This is a genomic window from Pectobacterium colocasium (assembly GCF_020181655.1).
Classification (GTDB): domain Bacteria; phylum Pseudomonadota; class Gammaproteobacteria; order Enterobacterales; family Enterobacteriaceae; genus Pectobacterium; species Pectobacterium colocasium.
This window is the reverse complement of record NZ_CP084032.1, coordinates 976,424-999,125: the sequence shown is the minus strand read 5'-3', so window position 1 is coordinate 999,125 and position 22,702 is coordinate 976,424. Positions and strand designations below refer to the sequence as shown.

Sequence of the window (22,702 nt, the reverse complement as noted above, 5' to 3'; positions counted from 1 at the left end):
GACAGAATCTGTGTCATTAAGACAATAGATAAAACATGTCATTTTGACAACAACTATTTATTAAATCTTTATAAATCAATAGTTTAAAAATTGGCACATTTTCTGCATTCTCTACAGCATATTCCCGTATACGACTATTGAGGTTTCAGAACATGGCAATTCACGTTAAGAACAATATCCACTGGGTTGGACAACGCGACTGGGAAGTGCGCGATTTTCACGGCACAGAGTACAAAACGCTGCAAGGCAGCAGCTACAACAGTTACCTAATCCGCGAAGAAAAAACCGTGCTGATCGATACCGTCGATCACAAATTCAGCCGCGATTTTGTGCAGAACCTGATGGCGGAAGTGGATCTGAACACGATTGACTACATTGTGATCAACCACGCCGAAGAAGATCACGCCGGCGCGCTGAGCGAGCTGATGGCTCGTATTCCCAACACACCGATTTACTGTACTCACAACGCGATCGATTCCATCACTGGCCACCATCATCACCCTGAGTGGCATTTCCATACGGTCAAAACTGGCGACACGCTGGATATCGGTAACGGCAAGCAGTTGATCTTTATCGAGACGCCAATGCTGCACTGGCCGGACAGTATGATGACCTACATGACCGAGGATGCCGTGCTGTTCAGTAACGATGCGTTCGGCCAGCACTACTGCGATGAACACCTGTTCAATGACGAAGTGGATCAGACAGAACTGTTCGAACAATGCCAGCGCTATTTCGCCAACATTCTGACGCCGTTCAGCCGCTTAGTCACCGCCAAGATCCACGAAGTGCTGGGTTTCAACCTCCCGCTGTCGATGGTGGCGACCTCACACGGCGTGGTCTGGCGTGACGATCCTGCCCAGATCATCCACCTGTATCTGAAATGGGCGGACAGCTATCAGGAAGATCGCATCACGCTGTTTTACGACACCATGTCCAATAACACCCGCATGATGGCCGACGCCATTGCACAAGGCATCAACGATGTTGACCCCGGCGTCGCGGTGAAAATCTATAACGTCGCCCGCCACGATAAGAACGAAATCCTGACGCAGGTCTTCCGCTCGAAAGGTGTATTAGTCGGTTCGTCCACCATGAATAACGTGATGATGCCGAAGGTTGCCGCCATGCTGGAAGAGATCACCGGCCTGCGTTTCCAAAACAAGAAAGCCTCGGCGTTCGGCAGCTACGGCTGGAACGGCGGTGCGGTAGATCGCATTCAAACCCGTCTGATGGATGCCGGTTTTGAAACCACGCTGGCGCTGAAAACCAAGTGGCGTCCTGACGGTTCCGCACTGGAAATTTGCCGCGAACACGGCCGCGAAATCGCTCGTCAGTGGGCGCTGCATCCGTTGGATGATACGCCTGCCCGTCGCGTCATTTCCCCCGTAAAACAGGTCGCCGCGCCACAACCGGTGAACACGCCAACGGAGAGCGCCTGTGGTTGCAGTGAAGTCGCAGCGGTGCAGTCAGAAAGCGGCTGTATGCAGTGCAGCGTCTGCCAGTGGATTTACGATCCGACACTGGGCGAGCCGATGCAGGATGTTACACCTGGCACCCAATGGTCGGACGTACCAGACAGCTTCCTGTGCCCAGAATGCGGGCTGGGTAAAGACGTTTTCAATCCGATTCGCTAAGGAGAGGACGATGAAAGATATCGTGATTATTGGCGCGGGCTTCGCCGCCCGCCAGCTCATCCGGCAGCTACGCAAGCTGGATGCGCACTGCCCCATCCGCCTGATCACCGCCGACAGCGGCGATGAGTACAACAAACCGGATTTAAACCATGTGATGAGCCTGCAACAGCACGCCGACGATCTGACCAAGATGCAGGCCACCGCGTTTGCCGAAGAAAACCGCATTACGCTGCTGGCCAATACGCGTGTCACCGCCATTGATCGCCATACGCAACAGGTCGTCTGTGGTACGGAGCGTTACGATTACCATAAGCTGGTGTTCGCAACGGGAGCGAGCGCCATCATGCCGCCAATTCCGGGACGTGAACATATGCTGACGCTCAATAGCCAGCAAGAATACCGCGCCCATGAACGTCGCCTCTGGCAAGCCAAGCACGTACTGGTGCTCGGAGCCGGACTCATCGGCACCGAATTGGCGATGGATTTGGGTCGCGCGGGAAAACAAGTCACACTGGTTGACCGCGCCAGCCACATTCTGCCGGCATTGATACCGCCTGAAGTCAGCGCGCGCCTGCACTTTACACTTACGCAACAAGGGATTTCACTGCTGCTGAACACGACCCTGCAACAGTTGGAGAAAACCGAAACCGGCGTGCTGGCCACATTTACCGATGGCCGAACTGTCGAGGTGGACGAAATCATCTCCGCTATCGGTTTGCAGGCCAACACATTGCTGGCGAAAGCGGCGGGGTTAACGGTGCAGAAAGGCATTCAGACTAATGCGCAGTTACAGACCACCGATCCGCAGATTTATGCGCTGGGCGACTGCGCGGAAATTGGCGGTAAGCTCCTTCCCTTCCTGCAACCCATTCAGCTCAGCGCCATGACGCTGGCGAAGAACCTGCTGGGTGCCAGCGAGTCCCTGACACTGCCGCCGATGCTGGTGAAAATCAAGACGCCGCTGTTTCCTTTACAGATGGCGGGTGATACCACGCGTGGCGACTTGCACTGGCAGCAGGAATGGAACGATCAGGGGATGGTAGCGAAAGCGCTGGATAGTCAGCAGATGTTACGTGCCTTTGTGGTCGGCGGTGAACGGATGAAAGAGGCATTTCCGCTGCTGCGACAGCTTTCCACGGCGAGTGGAACCATGACGAATGTAACTACAGCCTGACACAGCAAAAACAAATAATGCATTTAAAATACATGTTTTCTGGTCAGTCAGCGTGCGGGTTAATAGAATAAAGCCATCGCTTTTGGAATTTACAGAGGTAAAGATGCAAGATCTCATTTGTTATAAGAAGATGCCGCAGTGGAACAGCCAGACGCTGCCTGCTGCGTTTCAGGAAAAGCACAACACGCAGGAAGGTACCTGGGCAAAACTGACCGTGTTGAAAGGGGAAATGACCTTTTCCATGCTGACTGAAGACGGCGAGACGCTGGAGACGTTCCGGTTCTCCGAGCAGAACCAGCCGCCGTTTGTCGCCCCACAGGCGTGGCACCGCATCGTTTCTTTCTCTGACGATCTGGAATGTCAGCTCAGCTTTTTCTGTTCAGCGGAAGATTTCTACCATAAGAAATACGGTCTGACCCGCACCCATTCCGAAGTGATCAACGCGGTACAGTACGTCAATCCGGGCAAAACGCTGGATTTAGGCTGCGGCGGTGGGCGTAATGCGCTGTATCTGAACCTGCGTGGGTTTGATGTGACGGCCTGTGACAAGCACGAGCAGAGCATTGATTCGCTGAATAACATCATCAAGAGCGAAGCGCTGGAACACATCCGGGCGGGCGTTTACAACATCAATCTGGCGGAAATCAAAGAACAGTACGACTTTATCCTGTCGACCGTCGTGCTGATGTTTCTGGAACGTGACCGTATTCCACACATCATCAGCAATATGCAGAACAACACCGTTAACGGTGGCTATAACCTGATTATTGCCGCGATGTCGACGGAGGATTGCCCGTGCCCGATGCCCTTCTCGTTTACCTTTAAAGAAGGTGAGCTGAAGAACTATTACGCCGACTGGGAGATCCTCAAATACAACGAGGATATGGGTGAACTGCATAAGACAGATGCACACGGCAACCGCATCAAACTGCGCTTTGCCACACTACTGGCAAGAAAGCCATAAACACAGGCCGGCCATTAGAAACCTACCCCGTTAAATAGAAAAGGGCCGATGAATCGGCCCTTTTGTTTGCGTGGTATCCGCGTGAATCAGCTGGCTTTGCGCTCTGCCGCAATGCGGTAAGCCACCAGATCTTCAATCGTCAGTACCGGCATGTTGTGCTGCTTGGCAAACGCGATCACTTCCGGCGCGTGCGCCATTGAGCCATCATCGTTCGTCAGTTCACACAGAACGCCAGACGGTTTCAAACCTGCCAGCGTCATCAGGTCTACCGTTGCTTCAGTGTGACCACCGCGCGTTAATACGCCACCCGGTTGGGCGCGCAGCGGGAATACGTGACCAGGACGATTCAGATCGCTCGGCTTGGCGTTATCCGCAATCGCGGCACGAATGGTGGTCAGGCGGTCGGCAGCGGAAACGCCTGTCGTCACGCCTTCGGCAGCTTCAATCGTCACCGTGAACGCCGTTTGATAATGGCTGGAGTTCTTCTCCACCATCATTGGCAATTCTAACTGCTGGCGACGCTCTTCCGTCAGGCACAGGCACACGATGCCACTACCGTGACGAATCGTCAGCGCCATTTGTTCAACGGTCATATTTTCAGCGGAGAAGATCATGTCACCTTCGTTTTCACGATCTTCATCATCCAACACCAGCACGCCGCGGCCATGACGCAATGCATCAAGTGCGCGTTCTACGCGTTCAGTCGGATTGCCAAATTCAGAAAGTAATGTCTGATTCATGGTAAAAAACCTCAATGTTATTATGAATTACCAGAATCAGGGCGAGCTTGAGGAGTAACCATTACGACTGGTTGCATAGTAATAGTTAGCAAAAATAACGCGAGCGAGCATGTAGCCCGACAGATACCGTTACTCTCTCCCATCCGGACTATAACCGTCGGCTCCGGAATTACACCGGATCTGCTGACCCCACGTTGCGAAATCGATAATCAACATCGAAAAACACAGCATGAGCGCTCGCGGGCTTCCAGTATAGATACTGGTTTACCGCCGGTGGGGAATTACACCCCGCCCTGAGAATAAGCGCATTTACTATAACGCTAATACCTCAACAGGGCAATTGATCCGCCGCAGGAAATAGGGCAAAACGTATGCTGAATTGCAGTAAAACTATTCTGAACTACAGCAAAACCATTCTGAATTACAGCAAAATCATGCTGAATATGTGCAACGCAGGGAGCAGATTTAGTTTATCCATCCCACGACTCGCATTACACTTACACTCGCATTACACTTGCTGTAGTAGTGACTTTACATAACCTAATCAGGAAAGCGACATGATTGACCCAAAGAAGATTGAGCAAATCGCCCGTCAAGTGCATGAATCTATGCCAAAAGGTATCCGGGAATTGGGTGATGATGTGGAGAAAAAGATTCGTCAGGTCTTGCAGGCACAGCTGACCCGATTGGATTTGGTGAACCGTGAAGAGTTCGATATTCAGACGCAGGTTCTGCTCCGCACGCGCGAGAAGATTGCCCGCCTGGAACAGCGCCTGACGGAGCTGGAAGCGAAACTTTCTGCGGAAGAAAAACCCGCCGCAGCGCCGGAAAACGACTAATCCTCATAGTAATTCGTCTCATCACAACCGCTCGTAACATCGCGATGCAGCGCCCTAATCAGGGCGTTGCTCGATTCCCGATGCCGCCACCGCGACCGTCTCCAACGCGCAGGTTTCACGCCACAGAACTCAGCATAAGACGACTCAGTGAGAAACCACTTCAACCTGCTTGCGCGGCAGGAACAGCCACAGCACGACCAGCATGATTAACGCATACAGCGATTTCCAGCCGATCATCAGCAACAGCGCACAGCAAAGCAAACAGCCAATTGCCGCCATCACGCGCGCACGTCCTTTCAGTAAACGCCACCCAGCCAGCATACACAGCAGATAGATCAGCACAAAGATGCCGTTCGCGTACACAATCAGCAGATCCAAAGGTAGCCTGAGCCAGTAAATCAACAGGCTGCACACCAGGCAGCAGCTCACGACCACTGACAGCGCATTTACCGGCGCCCGCCCCGCGGACAGCTTTGCCAATGCACTGCTTTTCGGTGCCTGCGACCAGACGAGGCGGGCGAAGCCCTGCGTGTAGATATTCACGCTGGCAAAGCAGGCCAAATACCCGACAAAGCAGGCGATCCACAGCGCATGCTGACCAAACAATTGCACAACGATACCCGGCAGTGACGCCGTGGCCGCCATCCCCTCACCGTAAGCCTTAAAATGCAATACCGCCACTGTGCATCCCCAGTAAACTGCACCTGCGAGCAGCATGCCGATGAGTAAAGCCCGTGGGAAATCCCGCTCCAGCACCCGAAACTCCGTCGCCATATGGGCAAAAGCTTCAAGACCCACAAAGCACCAGAACATCACGGCCAACGCACCAAAGGTGTTAGACCATGACAGCTCATTCACCGACGGCCAGGGAATGTGTGTGGGCGTAATATCGCCCTGCCACCAGATAGCAACAACCAACCCCACCACTAACATCGCGATAATAATCTGAATGTTGGCGCTGGATCCGGCGCTGCGCAGGCCAAGCAGCCAGATCCCCCCCAGCGTCAGCAGTTGTACGCAGAGCAGCCCCAGATCACTCCAGCCAAATGCTGCCTGCCAGAACCCGGCGGCAATCTGCAAAGCAGCAGGTAGCCCTAGCGGAATAACAGAGAGGAATAGCCAGCCAGTCACACGCGCCATGCGTGGACCAAAAGCCAGATTCACAAAATGCGCGGCTCCGCCCGCATTAGGAAAATGTTGCCCCAAAGCGGCAAAACCGATGGCGATAGGAAAAACAAGCAGGATCAAGATCGGCCATGCCCACAGGCTATCTTGCTGTGCCAGCTGCGCGACCAACGCAGGAACCGCAAACACCCCCGTCCCCAGCAACGAAGTCGACAGCAGCCCCACGCCCTGAATTAGACCAAGCTCTTGTTTTAATCCTTTTGCTTCACTCACAACGCTTCACCTTTTCTTGCCTTTTTACGCCACGATTTGATCTAAGAATAAAAAAAGCCTCCCTTAACGGAGGCTTCTCTCACCCATTGAATTCACAACCTTTATGCTTTCGCCTACGCTTTTGACGCTGTCACATACTTTTATAGGTTCACACAAGTGTGCTATCAGGCGTTGGCTTTCAGCACATCGCGAATGCGGGCTTTGTAGGATTCAACCTTCTGTGGTGTCATCATGCGACGTTCATCATCCTGCACCACGCCGCCAACATCATCAGCAATACGCTGGGCAGACTGTAACATCAGTTTAAAGTTCTGGCTGGCGTCGCCATAAGACGGCACCATCATGAAAATGGACACGCCGGGCGTCGAGAATTCGGACATCGCGTCCACATTAAACGAACCGGGTTTCACCATATTCGCCAGGCTGAACAACACCGGGCCGGCACCCGCTGGGTTTACATGACGATGGAAAATGTTCATTTCACCAAACTGGAAACCGGCCTGAAGCAGGCTTTGCAACAGCAGTTCGCCACCAATAACACCGCCCTGGTGCGCCACGACGTGCAGCACCAGAACCGCTTCTTTTGCCGCTGCGGGTTCGACAGGTTCAGCAGGTTGCTGAGGCTGCGCAGGCTGAACCTTCTCATGCAACGAATGTGCAGCAGGCTGCTGCGGCGCATCATAGGCAAATGACTCACGCGGCGTATCAATGTTCGACTGGGCTAGGCTTGGCGTTTCTCTGGGACTGACAACCTGCGGGTTGCTATCGCCACGCCGCGGAGAATCCACTGGCGTGGCTTCATCCAGTAAAGGATCGTAAGAAGAAACGGGAGACAGGTGCTCGAACGGCGATTTCGCCTCTGGGCGAACGTCTTCACGTGCACTGCTGTTATCAAATGATTGACTATCAAATGGCCGGTTATCAAACGAAGAGTTATCAAATGACGCGCTACCAAATGAGGGTTCATTCTGTTGCGGACGCGCACCCTTCACGCGAACCTCGCCAACGCCTTCATCCAGCTCGTCAAGCGGCGTTTCATCACGCGCTTTCTTTGCGCGTTTAACCGGGCGGTCACGAAAAAGGGACGAGCGCTCTTTACGGCTAGTCCACAAGCCGTGAAGTAAAAGCGCTATTATAGCGATCGCGCCAACAACGATTAATATCAGACGCAAGTCCTGCATCATTGCTATCCCAATTGTTCTAACAATACATTGCCACCACGGCAAATACTTATACTACTAACTCTATTTGCCTGAGTACACAAGTGCAAGCCTGCACGGTACTTTATGACAATAAAGATAGATACAACGCACTTTTTTGCTGTTTTTTCATCCAAATGCGGGCTAGTCAGCATAAGATCATCCCGATATGATGCCTCAACAAACAAATGACTGAGTATATTGTCACTATGTCTTTCGAAAAACCGTCTTACGGCAACACCGCAGGCCAGGTTCGCAGCGGCATACACTATTTTCTTGCTGGATGGCGTTTGATCTCACTGCCGGGCATCCGGCGTTTCGTCATTCTTCCCTTGCTCATGAACATCGTGCTGATGGGCGGTGCTTTTTGGTGGCTTTTCACCCAGTTGAATGATTGGATTCCTCAGCTCATGAGCCACATTCCGAGCTGGCTGCAATGGCTCAGCTACCTCATTTGGCCACTCGCCGTCCTCTCCATCCTGCTGGTATTCAGCTACCTATTCAGTACTATCGCCAATTTTATCGCCGCACCGTTTAACGGCTTATTGGCGGAGCAGTTGGAAGCTAAATTAACCGGCCAGACGCTGCCGGACAGCGGCATGCTCGGCATCGCCAAAGATGTCCCCCGGATTATGAAGCGTGAGATCCAAAAGCTGGCGTATTACCTGCCACGCGCGATTGTGCTATTGCTTCTCTATTTCATCCCCGGTATTGGGCAAACTGTCGCACCGGTGCTGTGGTTCCTGTTCAGCGCGTGGATGCTGGCGATTCAGTACTGCGATTATCCCTTTGATAACCACAAAGTGGGCTTTTCCACCATGCGGCAGGCATTACGCCGTCACAAGGTCGCCAATATGCAGTTTGGCGCCCTGGTCAGCCTGTTTACGCTGGTGCCTTTTTTGAATCTGGTCATCATGCCCGTCGCGGTATGTGGCGCAACGCAGCTGTGGGTGGATCGCTATCGGGATCTGTCAGCGACACTGCCGAAAAAAGCGCCCTAAAAGCGCGAGTGCACTGGCTGATCGGAGCCAGTGCTTTCTATTGTAATGAAAAGATATTTCTTAAGAACATAACGATATAGCAATTCTTTACTTCACTGAAAGGTGTGAACGGGTATTCTCTCTACGTTCGCAAAAATTTCATACAGTTATAAGGACAGGCTATGAGCAAGATCTACGAAGACAATTCTTTCACAATCGGCCATACGCCGCTGGTTCGCCTGAACCGTATCGGCAACGGACGCATTCTGGCTAAAGTGGAATCCCGCAACCCCAGCTTCAGCGTAAAATGCCGTATCGGCGCCAACCTGATTTGGGACGCAGAAAAACGCGGCGTTCTCAAACCAGGCATTGAACTGGTTGAACCGACCAGCGGAAACACAGGGATTGCTCTGGCCTACGTCGCAGCGGCTCGTGGTTACAAACTCACGCTCACCATGCCAGAAACCATGAGCATCGAGCGTCGTAAACTGCTGAAAGCGCTGGGTGCCAATCTGGTGCTGACCGAAGGCGCGAAAGGTATGAAAGGCGCGATTGCCAAAGCAGAAGAGATTGTCGCCAGCGATCCAAGCCGTTATCTGCTGCTACAGCAGTTCAGCAACCCCGCTAACCCGGAAATTCACGAAAAAACGACTGGTCCTGAAATCTGGGAAGACACGGATGGTCAGGTTGATGTCTTTATCTCCGGCGTCGGTACAGGCGGTACGCTGACCGGTGTCAGCCGCTATATCAAGAACACCAAAGGCAAAGCCATCATTAGCGTGGCGGTTGAACCCACCGATTCACCAGTTATCACTCAGGCACTGGCAGGCGAAGAGCTGAAACCAGGCCCACACAAGATTCAAGGCATTGGCGCGGGCTTCATTCCGGGTAACCTGGATCTGAAACTGATTGACCGCGTAGAAAAAATCACCAATGAAGAAGCGATCAGCACTGCACGCCGTTTGATGGAAGAAGAAGGCATTCTCGCCGGGATTTCTTCCGGTGCCGCCGTTGCCGCCGCGCTGAATCTGCTCAAAGAGAAAGAGTTTGACGGCAAAACTATCGTTGTCATCCTGCCGTCTTCCGGCGAACGTTATCTGAGTACGGCACTCTTTGCCGACCTGTTCACCGAGCAGGAATTGCAACAGTAATCCTCCGGTCGCACTCGAACAATAAGTGACCAATGTGTTAAAAAAGCACCTATTTAGGTGCTTTTTTGTGGCACACTTCAAACTTTCCACTACATACAGATTGCTTTTCTACATCAGGTTTAGTATTTAACCGAACAATTATTTTGATGCGTGAAATTAATGTCAGACAAACGCCACGCCCTACCACATTATTTTTGTCTTACGTAAATCGGTTTTTGTCTTGCGTAAAACGGTTTTGTCTTGCGCACGATAGCCACATCGCCGTTTTGCGACCGGGGTTAAGATAATGGGTAGCGGAAGCTGTGGTGTTTGATGGTATTTTATCCAGGAAATACGTTTGACGGTTTTCTTGTCGCATCGTGGCTCGCCCCTGTAACATAAATCAGGCGCTAACCAAACAGGCTAAAGTTCAGTGAATCAGCTAAACTTTAGTTCCACAACATTAATCTAATCCATAAGTTGGGGAAAAAAGCATGTTCCAGCAAGAAGTGACTATCACCGCACCAAATGGCCTGCACACTCGTCCCGCTGCTCAGTTCGTTAAAGAAGCCAAAGGCTTCGCTTCTGAAATCACCGTGACATCCAACGGCAAGAGCGCTAGCGCCAAAAGCCTGTTCAAATTACAAACACTCGGCTTAACCCAAGGAACTGTGGTTACTATCGCTGCGGAAGGCGAAGACGAACAAAAAGCGGTTGAACATCTGGTTAAGCTGATGGCCGAGCTCGAGTAAGCAACGGGTCTTTTTAGTGAACATCAGAATCGAGTAAGGTAGGGTTATGATTTCAGGCATATTAGTATCACCGGGGATTGCTTTTGGTAAGGCACTGTTACTGAAAGAAGATGAAATTATCATCAACCGGAAAAAAATCTCTGCGGATCAGGTGGAGCAGGAAATTGAACGTTTTCTGACTGGCCGTTCCAAAGCATCCGCACAGTTGGAAGCTATCAAGAAGAAAGCGGGCGAGACGCTGGGCGCAGAGAAAGAAGCCATCTTCGAAGGCCACATCATGTTGCTGGAAGATGAAGAGTTCGAGCAGGAAATCATAGCCCTGATTAAAGATGAACAGGCTTCCGCCGACGCCGCTGCGTTTTCCGTTATCGAAAACCAGGCCAAAGCACTGGAAGAACTTGATGATGAATATCTGAAAGAACGCGCCGCAGACATGCGTGATATCGGGAAGCGTTTGCTACGCAACATTCTCAATATGACCATCGTCGATCTGGGCGATATTCAGGATGAAGTCATTCTGGTTGCTACGGATCTGACGCCGTCAGAAACCGCGCAGTTGAATCTGGACAAAGTGCTGGGCTTCATTACCGATCTCGGTGGCCGCACGTCCCACACCTCCATTATGGCCCGTTCGCTGGAGCTGCCTGCTATCGTCGGCACGACCAATGTGACCCAACAGGTCAAAAACGGCGACTATCTGATTCTGGATGCGGTAAACAACCAGATCTATCAGAATCCGACCGCAGAAAAAATTGAAGAATTAAAAGCCATTCAGCAGCAGTACAGCGCTGAAAAATATGAGCTGGCCAAGCTGAAAGATCTGCCAGCCATCACGCTGGATGGTCATCAGGTTGAAGTCTGTGCCAACATCGGTACCGTGCGTGATGTCGCCGGGGCTGAGCGTAACGGCGCAGAAGGTGTCGGCCTGTATCGTACCGAATTCCTGTTCATGGATCGTGATTCTCTGCCGACAGAAGAAGAGCAGTTCCAGGCGTATAAGGCGGTGGCCGAAGCCGTTGGCGCTCAGGCAGTTATCGTCCGTACCATGGATATCGGCGGTGACAAAGACCTGCCTTACATGAACCTGCCGAAGGAAGAGAACCCGTTCCTTGGCTGGCGTGCTATCCGTATCTGTCTGGATCGTAAAGAAATCCTGCACGCCCAACTGCGTGCCATTCTGCGCGCATCCAGCTTTGGCAAGCTGCGTATCATGTTCCCGATGATTATCTCCGTGGAAGAAGTGCGTGAGCTGAAAGCCGAACTGGCGATGCTGAAAGCGCAGCTGAGAGAAGAAGGTAAAGCCTTCGACGAAAGCATTGAAGTCGGCGTGATGGTTGAAACCCCTGCCGCTGCCGCAATCGCGCCACATTTAGCCAAAGAAGTCGACTTCTTTAGTATTGGGACAAATGACTTAACCCAGTATACTCTGGCTGTTGATCGCGGTAATGAGCTGATTTCTCATCTCTATAATCCGATGTCCCCCGCCGTCCTTACCCTGATTAAGCAGGTTATCGATGCGTCTCATGCCGAAGGCAAGTGGACAGGGATGTGTGGTGAGCTCGCCGGTGACGAACGTGCTACACTACTGTTATTGGGAATGGGTCTGGACGAATTCAGCATGAGTGCGATCTCTATCCCGAGCATCAAGAAAATCATCCGTAATGCGAATTACGAAGATGCGAAGGCGCTGGCGGAGCAGGCATTAGCTCAACCGACAGCACAAGAGTTAAGCAATCTGGTGAGCCGCTTTATTAAAGAAAAAACGCTCTGCTGATTCTGCTTCACCTAATAGGTTTCAAGGTGGCAATCAGCCCCCCGACAGGCGATACCGTCGCGGTCGGGGTAGCGAAAAAAGCCAATGCCACAACGACTTGAAAGATTAGGGTATATGCTGGCCCAATATTAATGCTTAGGAGAGAATCATGGGTTTGTTCGATAAATTGAAATCTCTGGTTTCTGACGACAAAAAAGACACTGGCAGCATCGAAATCATTGCCCCACTGTCGGGTGAAATCGTCAATATTGAAGATGTTCCTGATGTCGTATTCGCAGAGAAAATCGTCGGTGACGGTATTGCCATCAAACCAACTGGCAACAAGATTGTCGCACCGGTAGACGGCACCATCGGTAAGATTTTTGAAACCAACCATGCGTTTTCCATCGAGTCTGACAGCGGCATTGAGCTGTTTGTGCACTTTGGTATTGATACCGTTGAATTGAAAGGCGAAGGCTTCAAACGCATCGCCGAAGAAGGCCAGCGCGTGAAGAAAGGCGATCTCGTTATCGAGTTTGACCTGGCGCTGCTGGAAGAAAAAGCGAAGTCTACTCTGACCCCAGTGGTTATTTCCAACATGGATGAAATCAAGGAATTGACCAAACTGAGTGGTACGGTCGTTGTCGGCGAAACGCCGGTTATCCGTATCAAAAAGTAAACCGCCCTTCTACGGATGGTCTACTACGTTTGCACGAAACGGCACCCGGATGGTGCCGTTTTCGTTTCAGGCTTTCCAGCGCGGTACGCACAGGCGAATCACTAATCCACGCTGTTCACCGTTGTCCGCTTCAATATGCCCACCGTGCGCCAGCACCACTTTGCGAGTAATCGCCAGTCCCAGCCCATAGCCCTTGCCAGACAGCGGCGAATCCACACGAATAAAAGGATCGAAGATGCTGGAGAGCTTACTTTTCTCCACGCCGGGTCCCTGATCGGCGACCTGAATCGTCCACTCATGCTCGTTGCCAATAAGCGATACGGAAACCTGCTGTTCGCGGGCTGAAAAACGTAGCGCGTTGCGCATCACATTATCGACCGCCCTGCGCATCAGCTCCGAGTTGCCTTTAATCGTGTAGTCCTCGTCTTCATCCGCCGCAAGTAGGATTTCGACGCCAGTGACCTGCGCTTCATAGCGCGCATCGTTGACGACGGCCGTCACCAGTCCCAGTAAATCGAAATAGGCTTCCTCAATGCCAGAATGCTCCGTGCGCGATAGCGTCAGCAGCTCGCCAATCATCTTATCCATCAGCAGCGCTTCACGCTCAATACGCTGTAAGGAGTTATCGACATTGTCTGGGTTTTGCCTTATCAACCCGATAGCGAGCTGCAAACGCGCCAGCGGGGAGCGCAGCTCGTGTGAAACATCATGAAGCAGCTGTTCACGCGCGCTGGCCAGGCTATCCAACCGTTCGACCATGGAATCAAAATCACGCGCCACGTCACTGATTTCATCATGTCGCTTATGCATTACCGGCAGCAGGCGTACATTCAGATCCCCTTGAGCTACCTGATCAAACCCTGCGCGGATCTGGTTCAGCGGACGCGCCAGACTCCATGCCAGTACCGAACTAAACAGCAGCCCACCGAACCCCGCGATAATGACAAACGGCACGGGTACGTTAAGAAACTCGATCGGACGAGGAGGACGGAATTCGCTGCGCAGCAGCTCGGTGTCATAACGTATCTGATACCACTTTCCGGCAGGCCCACTGACCTGCTTGATCATGTGCGTAGCACGCGGCGCGTTACGCTTATCCGGCGCAAAATCATCGCCGGACATCGCATTCTCCGAGGCGGAATTCAATTCCTGCTCCGACAGCGGCAACGGCGATTCCGTGACGGAAATGTATTGTTGCTCTTGCTGCGGCAACAGCGACATCACATCGTTCAGTTCACCCAGACCGCCATGTTGCAGCGCCGCCGCCACCATCTCCGTTTGCATCGTCGCAATACGGGAAACCACGATCTCTTCCAGCGGCTTATGGCGTTCGCCGTAAAAAGAAAAAGCCAGCCACAGCAACTGAGACATCACGAGGAACGTCAGCCAGAACCCGAGCAATATCTTCCAGAAAAGCCTTCCACGAATCATCATCAGCGAATCCGGTATCCCACACTGCGTACAGTTTCAATCGTCATGGTGTTGCCCGGCAATGCACAGAGCTTCTGACGAATATTGCTGATGTGCACATCCACGCTGCGGTCATACGCTTCACGGCGACGTCCCAGACATTTTTCGGACAGCTCATCTTTTGACACCACCCGCTCAGGGGAACGTAACAACAGCTCCAGCAAATTAAATTCAGACGCCGTCAGATCAAACGGCTTTCCGCGCCACTCGCTGATACGCGTCGCTGGGTTCAATACCAGATCGCCGCTGGCTGCCAGGCTCTCGTCTCGCTTTGCACTCGGCTGGTCATCATAGCGACGTAGCACCGCCCGCAACCTTGCCACCAGCTCACGCGGGTAACAGGGTTTAGGCATATAGTCATCCGCGCCCATTTCCAGACCGATAACTCTGTCGATGTTGTCACCGCGCGCCGTTAGCATAATGACAGGCAACTGTTCGGTTTTTCTGATCTGACGCAGCACGTCAATGCCGCTCATATCCGGCAACATGACATCCAGAATCATCGCGGTGTAATCCCCCGACATCGCCCCCTCGACGCCTTCTTTACCTGTCAGCACCCGGGAGGTCGAAAACCCTTCCGCATTCAGGTACTCACAGAGCATATCGCCCAGCTCTACGTCGTCATCGACCAGTAAAATATTCATATCCTGTCCTCATTAATCGGGTATACCCTACATCATTCGATGTTGCGGAAAAAAATGCACATATCGCTTGAAGCATGACGGGTATAGATGCTGTATTCTCAGGCTTAGCGTTAATATTCGCAGCCAGATTTACCTAATCCTTACCATTTCTTTGAGCAAAGATTACCGCTACCTTTACGGACTCGGGGTAAATTACTCACCTGCGTTATTTACTTCCGTTCAAATGTATTCATTAAGGACGACTCCCCCTGATGCAATCACGATTTTTTACACGACGCCGTACGACGATCGCGCTGGGTCTTATCGCCGCTGCCGTGCTTATTCATCTGTTTTTCAACAAGCCAGCCCCCGCGCCAAGCGCGATGACCACCGCCGCAGAGATCGCGGATCTCGAACAGACGGTACTCGCTGACGGCAAAATTGAGGCGCAGAAGCAGGTCAGCGTCGGTGCTCAAGCCTCAGGGCAAATCAAAGCGCTGCACGTCAAACTCGGCGATAAGGTCAAAAAAGGGCAATTGATCGCCGAGATTGATGACCTCACCCAGCAGGACACGTTAAGAAATGGCGAAGCGGCGCTAAAAAATATTCAGGCGCAGCGCACTGCCAAACTGGCGGAGTTGCGTAACAACGAATTAAGCTGGCAGCGTCAGCAAATGTTAATGAAACGCGGCGTTGGCGCACAGGCCGATTACGATAGCGCGAAAGCCACGCTGGATGCCACCAAAGCCAATATCGATGCGCTGGACGCACAGATCGTTCAGGCACAAATTACCGTCAACACCGCTAAGGTTAACCTGGGGTATACCCAGATTCGTTCACCGATGGATGGCACTGTGGTGGCCATTCCTGTTGAAGCAGGCCAAACGGTCAACGCCATCCAGACAACGCCGACCATTGCCAAAGTCGCCAATCTGGACACCATGACCATCAAGGTGAAGATTTCAGAAGCCGACGTCGTCAAGGTGAAAACCGGCATGCCCGTGTGGTTCAGTATTCTGGGCGAACCCAGTAAACGTTACGAAGCCACGCTGAGCTCGATTGAACCCGCACCGGACTCCATCAATACAGACTCAACCACGACATCATCCAGTTCGAGTAGCACCAGCTCTTCATCCAGCACCGCGATCTATTACAACGGCCTGTTCGACGTGAAGAATCCTGACGGCGTATTGCGCATTTCCATGACAGCTCAAGTATATATTCTGCTGTCTTCGGTGAAAAATGCCATTGTCGTCCCGGCAACAGCATTAACCTCGCGCAATGGCATGTGGTATGTGCAGGTGATGAATGCGAACAAGAAGATGGAATCACGCCTGGTCACACTCGGCCTCAATGATAACGTGCGCACCCAGATCCGTTCGGGGCTCAGCGTCGGGGAACAAGTGGTTGTCAGCCCGTCATCCGGTGATGTCGCGTCCACGCATCCCGGCCCGCCGATGGGGATGTAACGCATGTCCACATCCTTACTTAAGCTGACCGGCATTACCCGCCGCTTTTCCAACGGTGAACAGGACGTCACCGTCCTCAAGGACATCAACCTGACGATCAATCAGGGAGAAATGGTGGCCATTGTCGGCGCATCAGGTTCAGGAAAATCCACGCTGATGAATATTCTCGGCTGTCTGGATAAACCCTCCTCCGGGGATTATCAGGTGGCAGGGCGCGCCGTGGGCGAACTGGACAACGACCAGTTGGCAGAACTGCGTCGCGAGCATTTTGGTTTTATTTTCCAGCGCTATCACCTGCTAAGCGACCTCAGCGCGCTAGGGAATGTCGAAGTGCCGGCCATTTATGCCGGTAAGAGCAGACAGGCGCGCCGTCAACGGGCGGCGGAGCTGTTAAGCCGGCTGGGACTGGAGAATCGCCTTCACTATCGACCCAGCCAGCTTTCTGGCGGCCAGCAGCAGCGCGTCAGTATCGCCCGTGCGCTGATGAACGGCGGCGGCATTATTCTGGCGGATGAACCCACTGGCGCGCTGGACACCCACAGCGGCAACGAGGTGCTGAGCATCCTCCGCGATCTGCATAGACAGGGCAACACCGTTGTTATCGTCACGCACGACATGACGATTGCCGAGCATGCGCAGCGCATCATCGAACTGCGCGATGGCGAAGTGATTGCCGATCGACAAACGCGTCCCGAAGAGGCCACCGCGCCATCGCCTGAGGCCGCCAGTTCTCCGGCGACCTCGGCCCTGAACCAGTTCAAAGACCGCTTTATTGACGCATTCAAAATGGCGCTGCTGGCGATGAACGCCCAGCGGATGCGCACTTTTCTAACCATGCTCGGCATCATTATCGGCATCGCATCGGTTGTTTCGGTGGTGGCACTGGGGAAAGGCTCACAGGAGCAAGTGCTGGCCGACATTAACTCGATGGGCACCAGCACGCTGGAAATTTTCCCCGGCAAAGATTTCGGCGACATGGATGCCAGCGCCATTCAAACGCTGCGCGCCAGCGATATTCAGCCACTGACGCAGCATCCCTACGTGCATAGCGTCACCCCGTCTATCTCCACCAGCGTCACGATGCGCTATGGCAACATTGCCGTGTCTGCCAGCGTTTCTGGGGTGGGGGAACAGTTCTTCACCGTGCGTGGTTACACGCTGCAACGCGGCGTGCTTTTCCCTCGCAGCAGCGTCGATGAACTGGCACAGGACGCGGTGATTGACAAAAACACGCTTAACAAGCTCTTTCCCCACGGCGAGGATCCGATTGGACAAGTGATTCTGCTGGGCTCGCTGCCCGTTCGGATTATCGGCGTCGTCAGCAAGAATCAGGGTGGCTTCGGCAGTGACGAAAACCTGAATATCTGGGTGCCGTACACCACCGTGATGAAACGCATGGTCGGACAGTCCTACCTGAAAAGCATCACGGTGCGGGTGAAAGATAATGTTGATATGAACGTCGCCGAGAAAAGTATCACCGCCCTGCTGACACAGCGACACGGTACGAAAGATTTCTTTGTCATGAACACGGACAGCATCCGTCAGATGATCGAGAAAACCACCACCACGCTCACGCTGCTGGTGTCGATGATCGCGCTGATTTCGCTGCTGGTCGGCGGTATCGGCGTGATGAATATCATGCTGGTCTCCGTCACAGAGCGAACCCGAGAGATCGGCGTTCGTATGGCGGTCGGCGCACGCACCAGCGACATCATGCAGCAGTTTCTGATCGAAGCGGTGCTGGTCTGCCTGTTCGGCGGCATAATCGGTGTGGGGCTGTCGCTGGCTATCGGCGTACTGTTTGCACAGTTCAGCAGCAATTTCGCGATGATCTATTCCAGTTCATCGATTATTGCCGCATTCCTGTGCTCCAGCCTGATTGGCATTATCTTCGGCTTCTTCCCTGCCCGTCGTGCGGCGCGGATGGAACCGATTCACGCACTGGAGCGAGAATAGTCATCAGTCAAATACCCCGGTGGACAGATACCGATCGCCGCGATCGCAGGCTATTGCCACGATCACACTACCGGGGGTTTCCGCAGCAATCCGCAGTGCGCCAGCAACCGCGCCGCCGGTACTGACACCGCAGAAGATCCCTTCCTGACGCGCCAGTTGCCGCAGCGTATTCTCGGCGTCGACCTGTGTCATATCCAAAATACGATCGACCAGATCGGCGCGGAAAATGCCCGGCATATAGTCCGGTGACCAACGGCGAATACCGGGAATATGGCTGCCTTCCGCAGGCTGTAGCCCGACTGTACAGATTACTGGGTTCTGCTGCTTCAGATAGCGGCTGACGCCGGATATCGTGCCGGTCGTTCCCATGCTGGAGATAAAGTGGGTCAGCTTACCCGCCGTTTGCTGCCAGATCTCCGGGCCAGTCGTGAGAAAATGCGCCAACGAATTGTCCGGGTTATTGAACTGATCGAGCGTTTTCCCCTCTCCCGCCAGCACCATCTGTTTTGCGCGATCCCGCGCCCCTTCCATCCCTAACTTGCGATTAACCAGAACCAGTTCTGCGCCATACGCACGCATCGCAGTCTGACGTTCATAGCTCATGTTGTCCGGCATCAGCAGACGTAACCGATAACCCTTTACCGCCGCAATCATCGCCAGCGCAATGCCGGTATTCCCGCTGGTCGCCTCGATTAGCCGATCGCCGGGAGTAATCTCGCCGCGATTCTCTGCCTGCTGGATCATAGAGAGTGCCGCCCGATCTTTTACCGATCCGGCGGGGTTATTCCCTTCCAGCTTCAGCCAAATTTCACTGTTCAGCCCCTGCGTCAGGCGCTGCAATTTCACCAGCGGGGTATTGCCAATACACTGCTCAAGCGTTGTCACAAGTTGAGTCCTAAAAAGTCTCACCCACTTACGGAGTGAACGATAAAATTAACGTTGCTGACAAACCCATGATGGTTAATTCGAGATACACGGGGCTACCACAGGGCGAGGTATCCCTACGGGAACCTCATCCCTGTGTTTCCCCTAAAATCTGACTTTGCCAACAATCTCAATTTACTGCTTTTCAGGCGGATTCTGTTCCCGCCCTTGCGCCATTTGCCGTTTCACCCGCCACTGCAAGGCGCTTTTGATGAACAACGTCAGTATCGCCATCACGGTTAACAGCGCCGCGGCGGTAAACGCGCCCACGCTGTTATAGTCCTGATGCAGCAATTCAACCTGAAGCGGCAGCGTATAGGTTTCACCACGAATCGCCCCTGACACCACGGATACCGCACCAAACTCGCCAATCGCACGGGCATTCGTCAGTACCACGCCATACAGCAACGCCCAGCGAATATTCGGTAACGTCACCCGATAGAACACCTGCCAGCCCGAGGCACCAAGCAGCACAGCCGCCTCTTCTTCCTGACTGCCCTGACTCATCATCACCGGAACCAGCTCCCTGACCATAAACGGGCAGGTCACGAATATGGTCACCAGCGCAATGCCCGGCCAGGCGAACATCAGCTGTAGCCCCTGTTCGTCCAGCCAGCCGCCAACCGGCCCGTTGGTGCTGTAAAAAAGCAGATACAGCAGACCCGCCACCACCGGCGAGACAGCAAAAGGAATATCGATCAGCGTGAGCAGCAGTTGCCGCCCCGGAAACTGAAAGCGCGTGACCAGCCACGCCAGCAACGTGCCAAAAACCAGATTTACCGGTACGACAATCGCCACCACCAGCAGCGTGAGGCCAATCGCGTGCAGCATGTCGGGATCGCTCAGGTTACGCCAGACGCCCCCTAGCCCGTGCGCCAGCGCCGCGGCAAAAATTGACACCAAAGGGATGACCAGCATGATGAGCGATAATATCACGCCCAGCGCAATCAGCGCTGCCCTCCCCCAGTTGCCTTCCTGCCGAACAGGATGAGCGTGACGCCGCGGCGTCACGGTAGGAATCTCAGCCATTACACGCTCCGGGTCCGTTGACCAAAACGACTTTGCAGTACGTTGACGGCAAACAGGATCAATAAGGATACCGCCAACACAACGGAAGCAATCGCGCTCGCGGCAGGGAAATCAAACTCCTGCAAGCGGATAAAAATCATCAGCGAAACGACTTCCGTCTGCCAGGCGATATTCCCTGCAATGAAGATGACCGCGCCAAATTCGCCCAGACTGCGGGCAAACGACATCGCGGTGCCCGTTAAGAGCGCCGGGGTCAATTCCGGTAAAATGACATAGCGAAAACACTGCCAGCGATTCGCCCCCAGCGTCTGCGCCGCCTCTTCATATTCCGGCTCCAGCTCTTCCAGTACCGGTTGAACGGTACGCACCACAAAGGGAATACTGGTGAACGCCATCGCCACCGTAATCCCCAGCCAGGTGTACGAGACCTTGATGCCGAATTCAGCCAGCCATGCTCCATACCAGCCGGTGGTTGAAAACAGCGCGGCCAGCGTCAACCCCGCGACGGCAGTGGGGAGCGCAAAGGGCAAATCCATCAGCCCATCCAGTAAAGCACGGCCGGGAAAGCGATAGCGCGTCAGAATCCACGCCATCAACAGGCCGAATCCCGCATTGAATACTGTCGCCAACCCCGCCGCCAAGAGCGTCACTTTGTAAGCAGCCACCACCTGCGGATTGGAAATCACCGCCCAGTATTGCGTCAGGCTCATTTCCGAAAGCTGCATCACCAACGCGCTTAAAGGCAGTAACAGAATCAGACAAACGAACAGCAGGCTGCTGCCCAGACTCAATGCGAATCCCGGCAGCACCCGTTTACCTGAACCAGAAAAAAGGTTACCCGCCCCCAAAGCCATTACTGACGACCAGCCGCCAGCAGTTTATCCAGCTCACCACCGGTGTCGAAGTGGGTTTTCATCACCTGCGGCCACGTGCCAAACTGATCTTCCACCCGGAATAAGGTGGTTTCCGGAAAGCGGGATTTCAGGGTTTGCGTCAGTTCGGGGTTATTCACACGATAGTAAAAATCCGTGATGATCTTCTGCGCTTCCGGGCTATACAGATAATTCAGATAGGCTTTTGCTGCCTGCTCGGTGCCGTTCTTCTCCACATTCTTATCGATCCACGCGACGGGGAATTCCGCCAGCACGTTGACTTTCGGAACGATCACCTCGTAGTTCTCGGCACCGTACTGATTACGGATGTTATTCACCTCGGATTCAAAGCTGATCAGCACATCACCTAACTGACGCTCTACAAACGTGGTGGTTGCGCCACGGCCACCGGTATCAAATACCGCAACGTTTGCCAGAAAACGTGTTATCCACTCGCGCGTTTTGGCCTCGTCGCCACCGTTGGCTTTGCTAGTCGCGCCCCAGGCTGCAAGATAGGTATAACGGGCATTGCCGGAGGTTTTCGGATTCGGGAAAATCAGCTTCACGTCATCACGCACCAAATCGTTCCAGTCGTGAATCCCTTTAGGATTGCCTTTGCGAACCAGAAACGCCATGGTCGAGTAGAATGGAGAACTATTATTCGGTAAACGCGCCTGCCAGTCGGCGGGAATCAACTGCCCGCGATCGTGCAGGATCTGGACGTCCGTCACCTGATTGTAGGTCACGACATCGGCCTTTAGGCCCTGCAAAATAGCCAGCGCCTGTTTAGACGAGCCAGCATGCGATTGTTTGATCGTCAACGGATCGTTAGGGTGCTGCGACAACCACTGTTTTTCAAAACCGGGATTGAGCGCCACAAATAGCTCACGTGACACATCATAAGAGCTGTTCAGCAACTCGGTAGCAGAGACAGCGCTCTGACCACCCAGCAGCAATGACAGCGCCAGAGAACCTTTCACCAGCCAGCCTTTCATCTGTACGTGATTCATTTTATGTCCTGCCAGAGTTAGCGCCTATTCGCTAGGCCTTGTTATGGGGGATCTATCGTTTATATAGCTTGTGTTTTTTGCATAGCACACGCCTGTCAGCGAGA

General features: G+C 53.3%; 20 protein-coding genes and 1 riboswitch. Of the genes, 11 read left to right on the top strand and 9 right to left on the bottom strand.

Features of this window, described 5'->3' with window-relative positions; all coding sequences use genetic code 11:
• Positions 1-152 precede the first annotated feature (152 nt).
• From norV to tehB, 3 genes are all read left to right on the top strand, one after another.
• Entirely contained in the window at positions 153-1,637 is a 1,485-nt protein-coding gene (gene norV, locus LCF41_RS04455; RefSeq protein ID WP_225087059.1) for an anaerobic nitric oxide reductase flavorubredoxin, read from the top strand.
• Between the two features lie 10 nt (positions 1,638-1,647).
• On the top strand, positions 1,648-2,811 hold the full coding sequence (gene norW, locus LCF41_RS04450; RefSeq protein ID WP_225087058.1) for an NADH:flavorubredoxin reductase NorW: 1,164 nt from the start codon (positions 1,648-1,650) through the stop codon (positions 2,809-2,811).
• A gap of 103 nt (positions 2,812-2,914) precedes the next feature.
• Complete coding sequence (tehB, locus tag LCF41_RS04445; RefSeq protein WP_225087057.1) at positions 2,915-3,775, top strand: SAM-dependent methyltransferase TehB; 861 nt, start codon at positions 2,915-2,917, stop codon at positions 3,773-3,775.
• Between the two features lie 86 nt (positions 3,776-3,861).
• Here tehB and ribB read toward each other — a convergent pair whose 3' ends face one another.
• On the bottom strand, positions 3,862-4,515 hold the full coding sequence (ribB, locus tag LCF41_RS04440) for a 3,4-dihydroxy-2-butanone-4-phosphate synthase (RefSeq protein WP_104210040.1): 654 nt from the start codon (positions 4,513-4,515) through the stop codon (positions 3,862-3,864).
• A 127-nt stretch (positions 4,516-4,642) separates the two neighbouring features.
• A riboswitch (FMN riboswitch) is annotated at positions 4,643-4,820 on the bottom strand.
• A 252-nt stretch (positions 4,821-5,072) separates the two neighbouring features.
• Here ribB and ubiK point away from each other — a divergent pair.
• On the top strand, positions 5,073-5,354 hold the full coding sequence (ubiK, locus tag LCF41_RS04435; RefSeq protein ID WP_012773475.1) for a ubiquinone biosynthesis accessory factor UbiK: 282 nt from the start codon (positions 5,073-5,075) through the stop codon (positions 5,352-5,354).
• Between the two features lie 144 nt (positions 5,355-5,498).
• On the opposite strand, the gene yjeH is transcribed toward ubiK, so the two are convergent.
• Together yjeH and zipA are read right to left on the bottom strand one after the other, a co-directional pair.
• Positions 5,499-6,752 (bottom strand): L-methionine/branched-chain amino acid transporter, encoded by a 1,254-nt coding sequence (yjeH, locus tag LCF41_RS04430; protein WP_225087056.1) that lies wholly within the window; start codon positions 6,750-6,752, stop codon positions 5,499-5,501.
• Between the two features lie 164 nt (positions 6,753-6,916).
• Positions 6,917-7,936 (bottom strand): cell division protein ZipA, encoded by a 1,020-nt coding sequence (gene zipA, locus LCF41_RS04425; protein WP_225087055.1) that lies wholly within the window; start codon positions 7,934-7,936, stop codon positions 6,917-6,919.
• 224 nt (positions 7,937-8,160) lie between these two features.
• Here zipA and cysZ point away from each other — a divergent pair, with 224 nt between their 5' ends.
• From cysZ to crr, 5 genes are all read left to right on the top strand, one after another.
• Positions 8,161-8,952: a sulfate transporter CysZ gene (gene cysZ / locus LCF41_RS04420; protein WP_225087054.1), complete on the top strand. Its 792-nt coding sequence runs from the start codon at positions 8,161-8,163 to the stop codon at positions 8,950-8,952.
• Between the two features lie 161 nt (positions 8,953-9,113).
• Entirely contained in the window at positions 9,114-10,082 is a 969-nt protein-coding gene (gene cysK, locus LCF41_RS04415; protein ID WP_225087053.1) for a cysteine synthase A, read from the top strand.
• 473 nt (positions 10,083-10,555) lie between these two features.
• Positions 10,556-10,813 carry a phosphocarrier protein Hpr gene (gene ptsH, locus LCF41_RS04410; RefSeq protein ID WP_009114311.1) on the top strand — a complete coding sequence of 86 codons (258 nt, stop codon included), beginning with the start codon at positions 10,556-10,558 and terminating at the stop codon, positions 10,811-10,813.
• Between the two features lie 46 nt (positions 10,814-10,859).
• A complete protein-coding gene (ptsI, locus tag LCF41_RS04405; protein WP_225087052.1) occupies positions 10,860-12,587 on the top strand; it encodes a phosphoenolpyruvate-protein phosphotransferase PtsI in 1,728 nt (575 codons plus the stop codon).
• Between the two features lie 148 nt (positions 12,588-12,735).
• A complete protein-coding gene (gene crr / locus LCF41_RS04400; RefSeq protein WP_010284368.1) occupies positions 12,736-13,245 on the top strand; it encodes a PTS glucose transporter subunit IIA in 510 nt (169 codons plus the stop codon).
• 66 nt (positions 13,246-13,311) lie between these two features.
• On the opposite strand, the gene LCF41_RS04395 is transcribed toward crr, so the two are convergent.
• A complete protein-coding gene (locus LCF41_RS04395; RefSeq protein WP_225087051.1) occupies positions 13,312-14,679 on the bottom strand; it encodes an ATP-binding protein in 1,368 nt (455 codons plus the stop codon).
• Positions 14,679-15,359: a response regulator transcription factor gene (locus LCF41_RS04390; RefSeq protein WP_225087050.1), complete on the bottom strand. Its 681-nt coding sequence runs from the start codon at positions 15,357-15,359 to the stop codon at positions 14,679-14,681. The genes LCF41_RS04395 and LCF41_RS04390 overlap by 1 nt, the downstream gene beginning before the upstream one ends.
• Positions 15,360-15,610: 251 nt before the next feature.
• On the opposite strand from LCF41_RS04390, the gene LCF41_RS04385 reads away from it, so the two are divergent.
• Together LCF41_RS04385 and LCF41_RS04380 are read left to right on the top strand one after the other, a co-directional pair.
• Positions 15,611-16,807: an efflux RND transporter periplasmic adaptor subunit gene (locus LCF41_RS04385; RefSeq protein ID WP_225087049.1), complete on the top strand. Its 1,197-nt coding sequence runs from the start codon at positions 15,611-15,613 to the stop codon at positions 16,805-16,807.
• A gap of 3 nt (positions 16,808-16,810) precedes the next feature.
• Positions 16,811-18,763, top strand: a complete 1,953-nt coding sequence (locus LCF41_RS04380; protein ID WP_225087048.1) for a MacB family efflux pump subunit — start codon at positions 16,811-16,813, stop codon at positions 18,761-18,763.
• A 3-nt stretch (positions 18,764-18,766) separates the two neighbouring features.
• Here LCF41_RS04380 and cysM read toward each other — a convergent pair whose 3' ends face one another.
• From cysM to LCF41_RS04360, 4 genes are all read right to left on the bottom strand, one after another.
• The gene (cysM, locus tag LCF41_RS04375) at positions 18,767-19,648 is read right to left on the bottom strand and encodes a cysteine synthase CysM (RefSeq protein ID WP_225087047.1); all 882 of its coding nucleotides are present in this window, start codon (positions 19,646-19,648) and stop codon (positions 18,767-18,769) included.
• Between the two features lie 174 nt (positions 19,649-19,822).
• On the bottom strand, positions 19,823-20,716 hold the full coding sequence (gene cysW, locus LCF41_RS04370; protein ID WP_225087046.1) for a sulfate/thiosulfate ABC transporter permease CysW: 894 nt from the start codon (positions 20,714-20,716) through the stop codon (positions 19,823-19,825).
• Positions 20,716-21,570: a sulfate/thiosulfate ABC transporter permease CysT gene (gene cysT / locus LCF41_RS04365; RefSeq protein WP_225087045.1), complete on the bottom strand. Its 855-nt coding sequence runs from the start codon at positions 21,568-21,570 to the stop codon at positions 20,716-20,718. The genes cysW and cysT overlap by 1 nt, the downstream gene beginning before the upstream one ends.
• On the bottom strand, positions 21,570-22,583 hold the full coding sequence (locus tag LCF41_RS04360) for a sulfate ABC transporter substrate-binding protein (protein WP_431191561.1): 1,014 nt from the start codon (positions 22,581-22,583) through the stop codon (positions 21,570-21,572). The genes cysT and LCF41_RS04360 overlap by 1 nt, the downstream gene beginning before the upstream one ends.
• Positions 22,584-22,702: the final 119 nt, after the last annotated feature.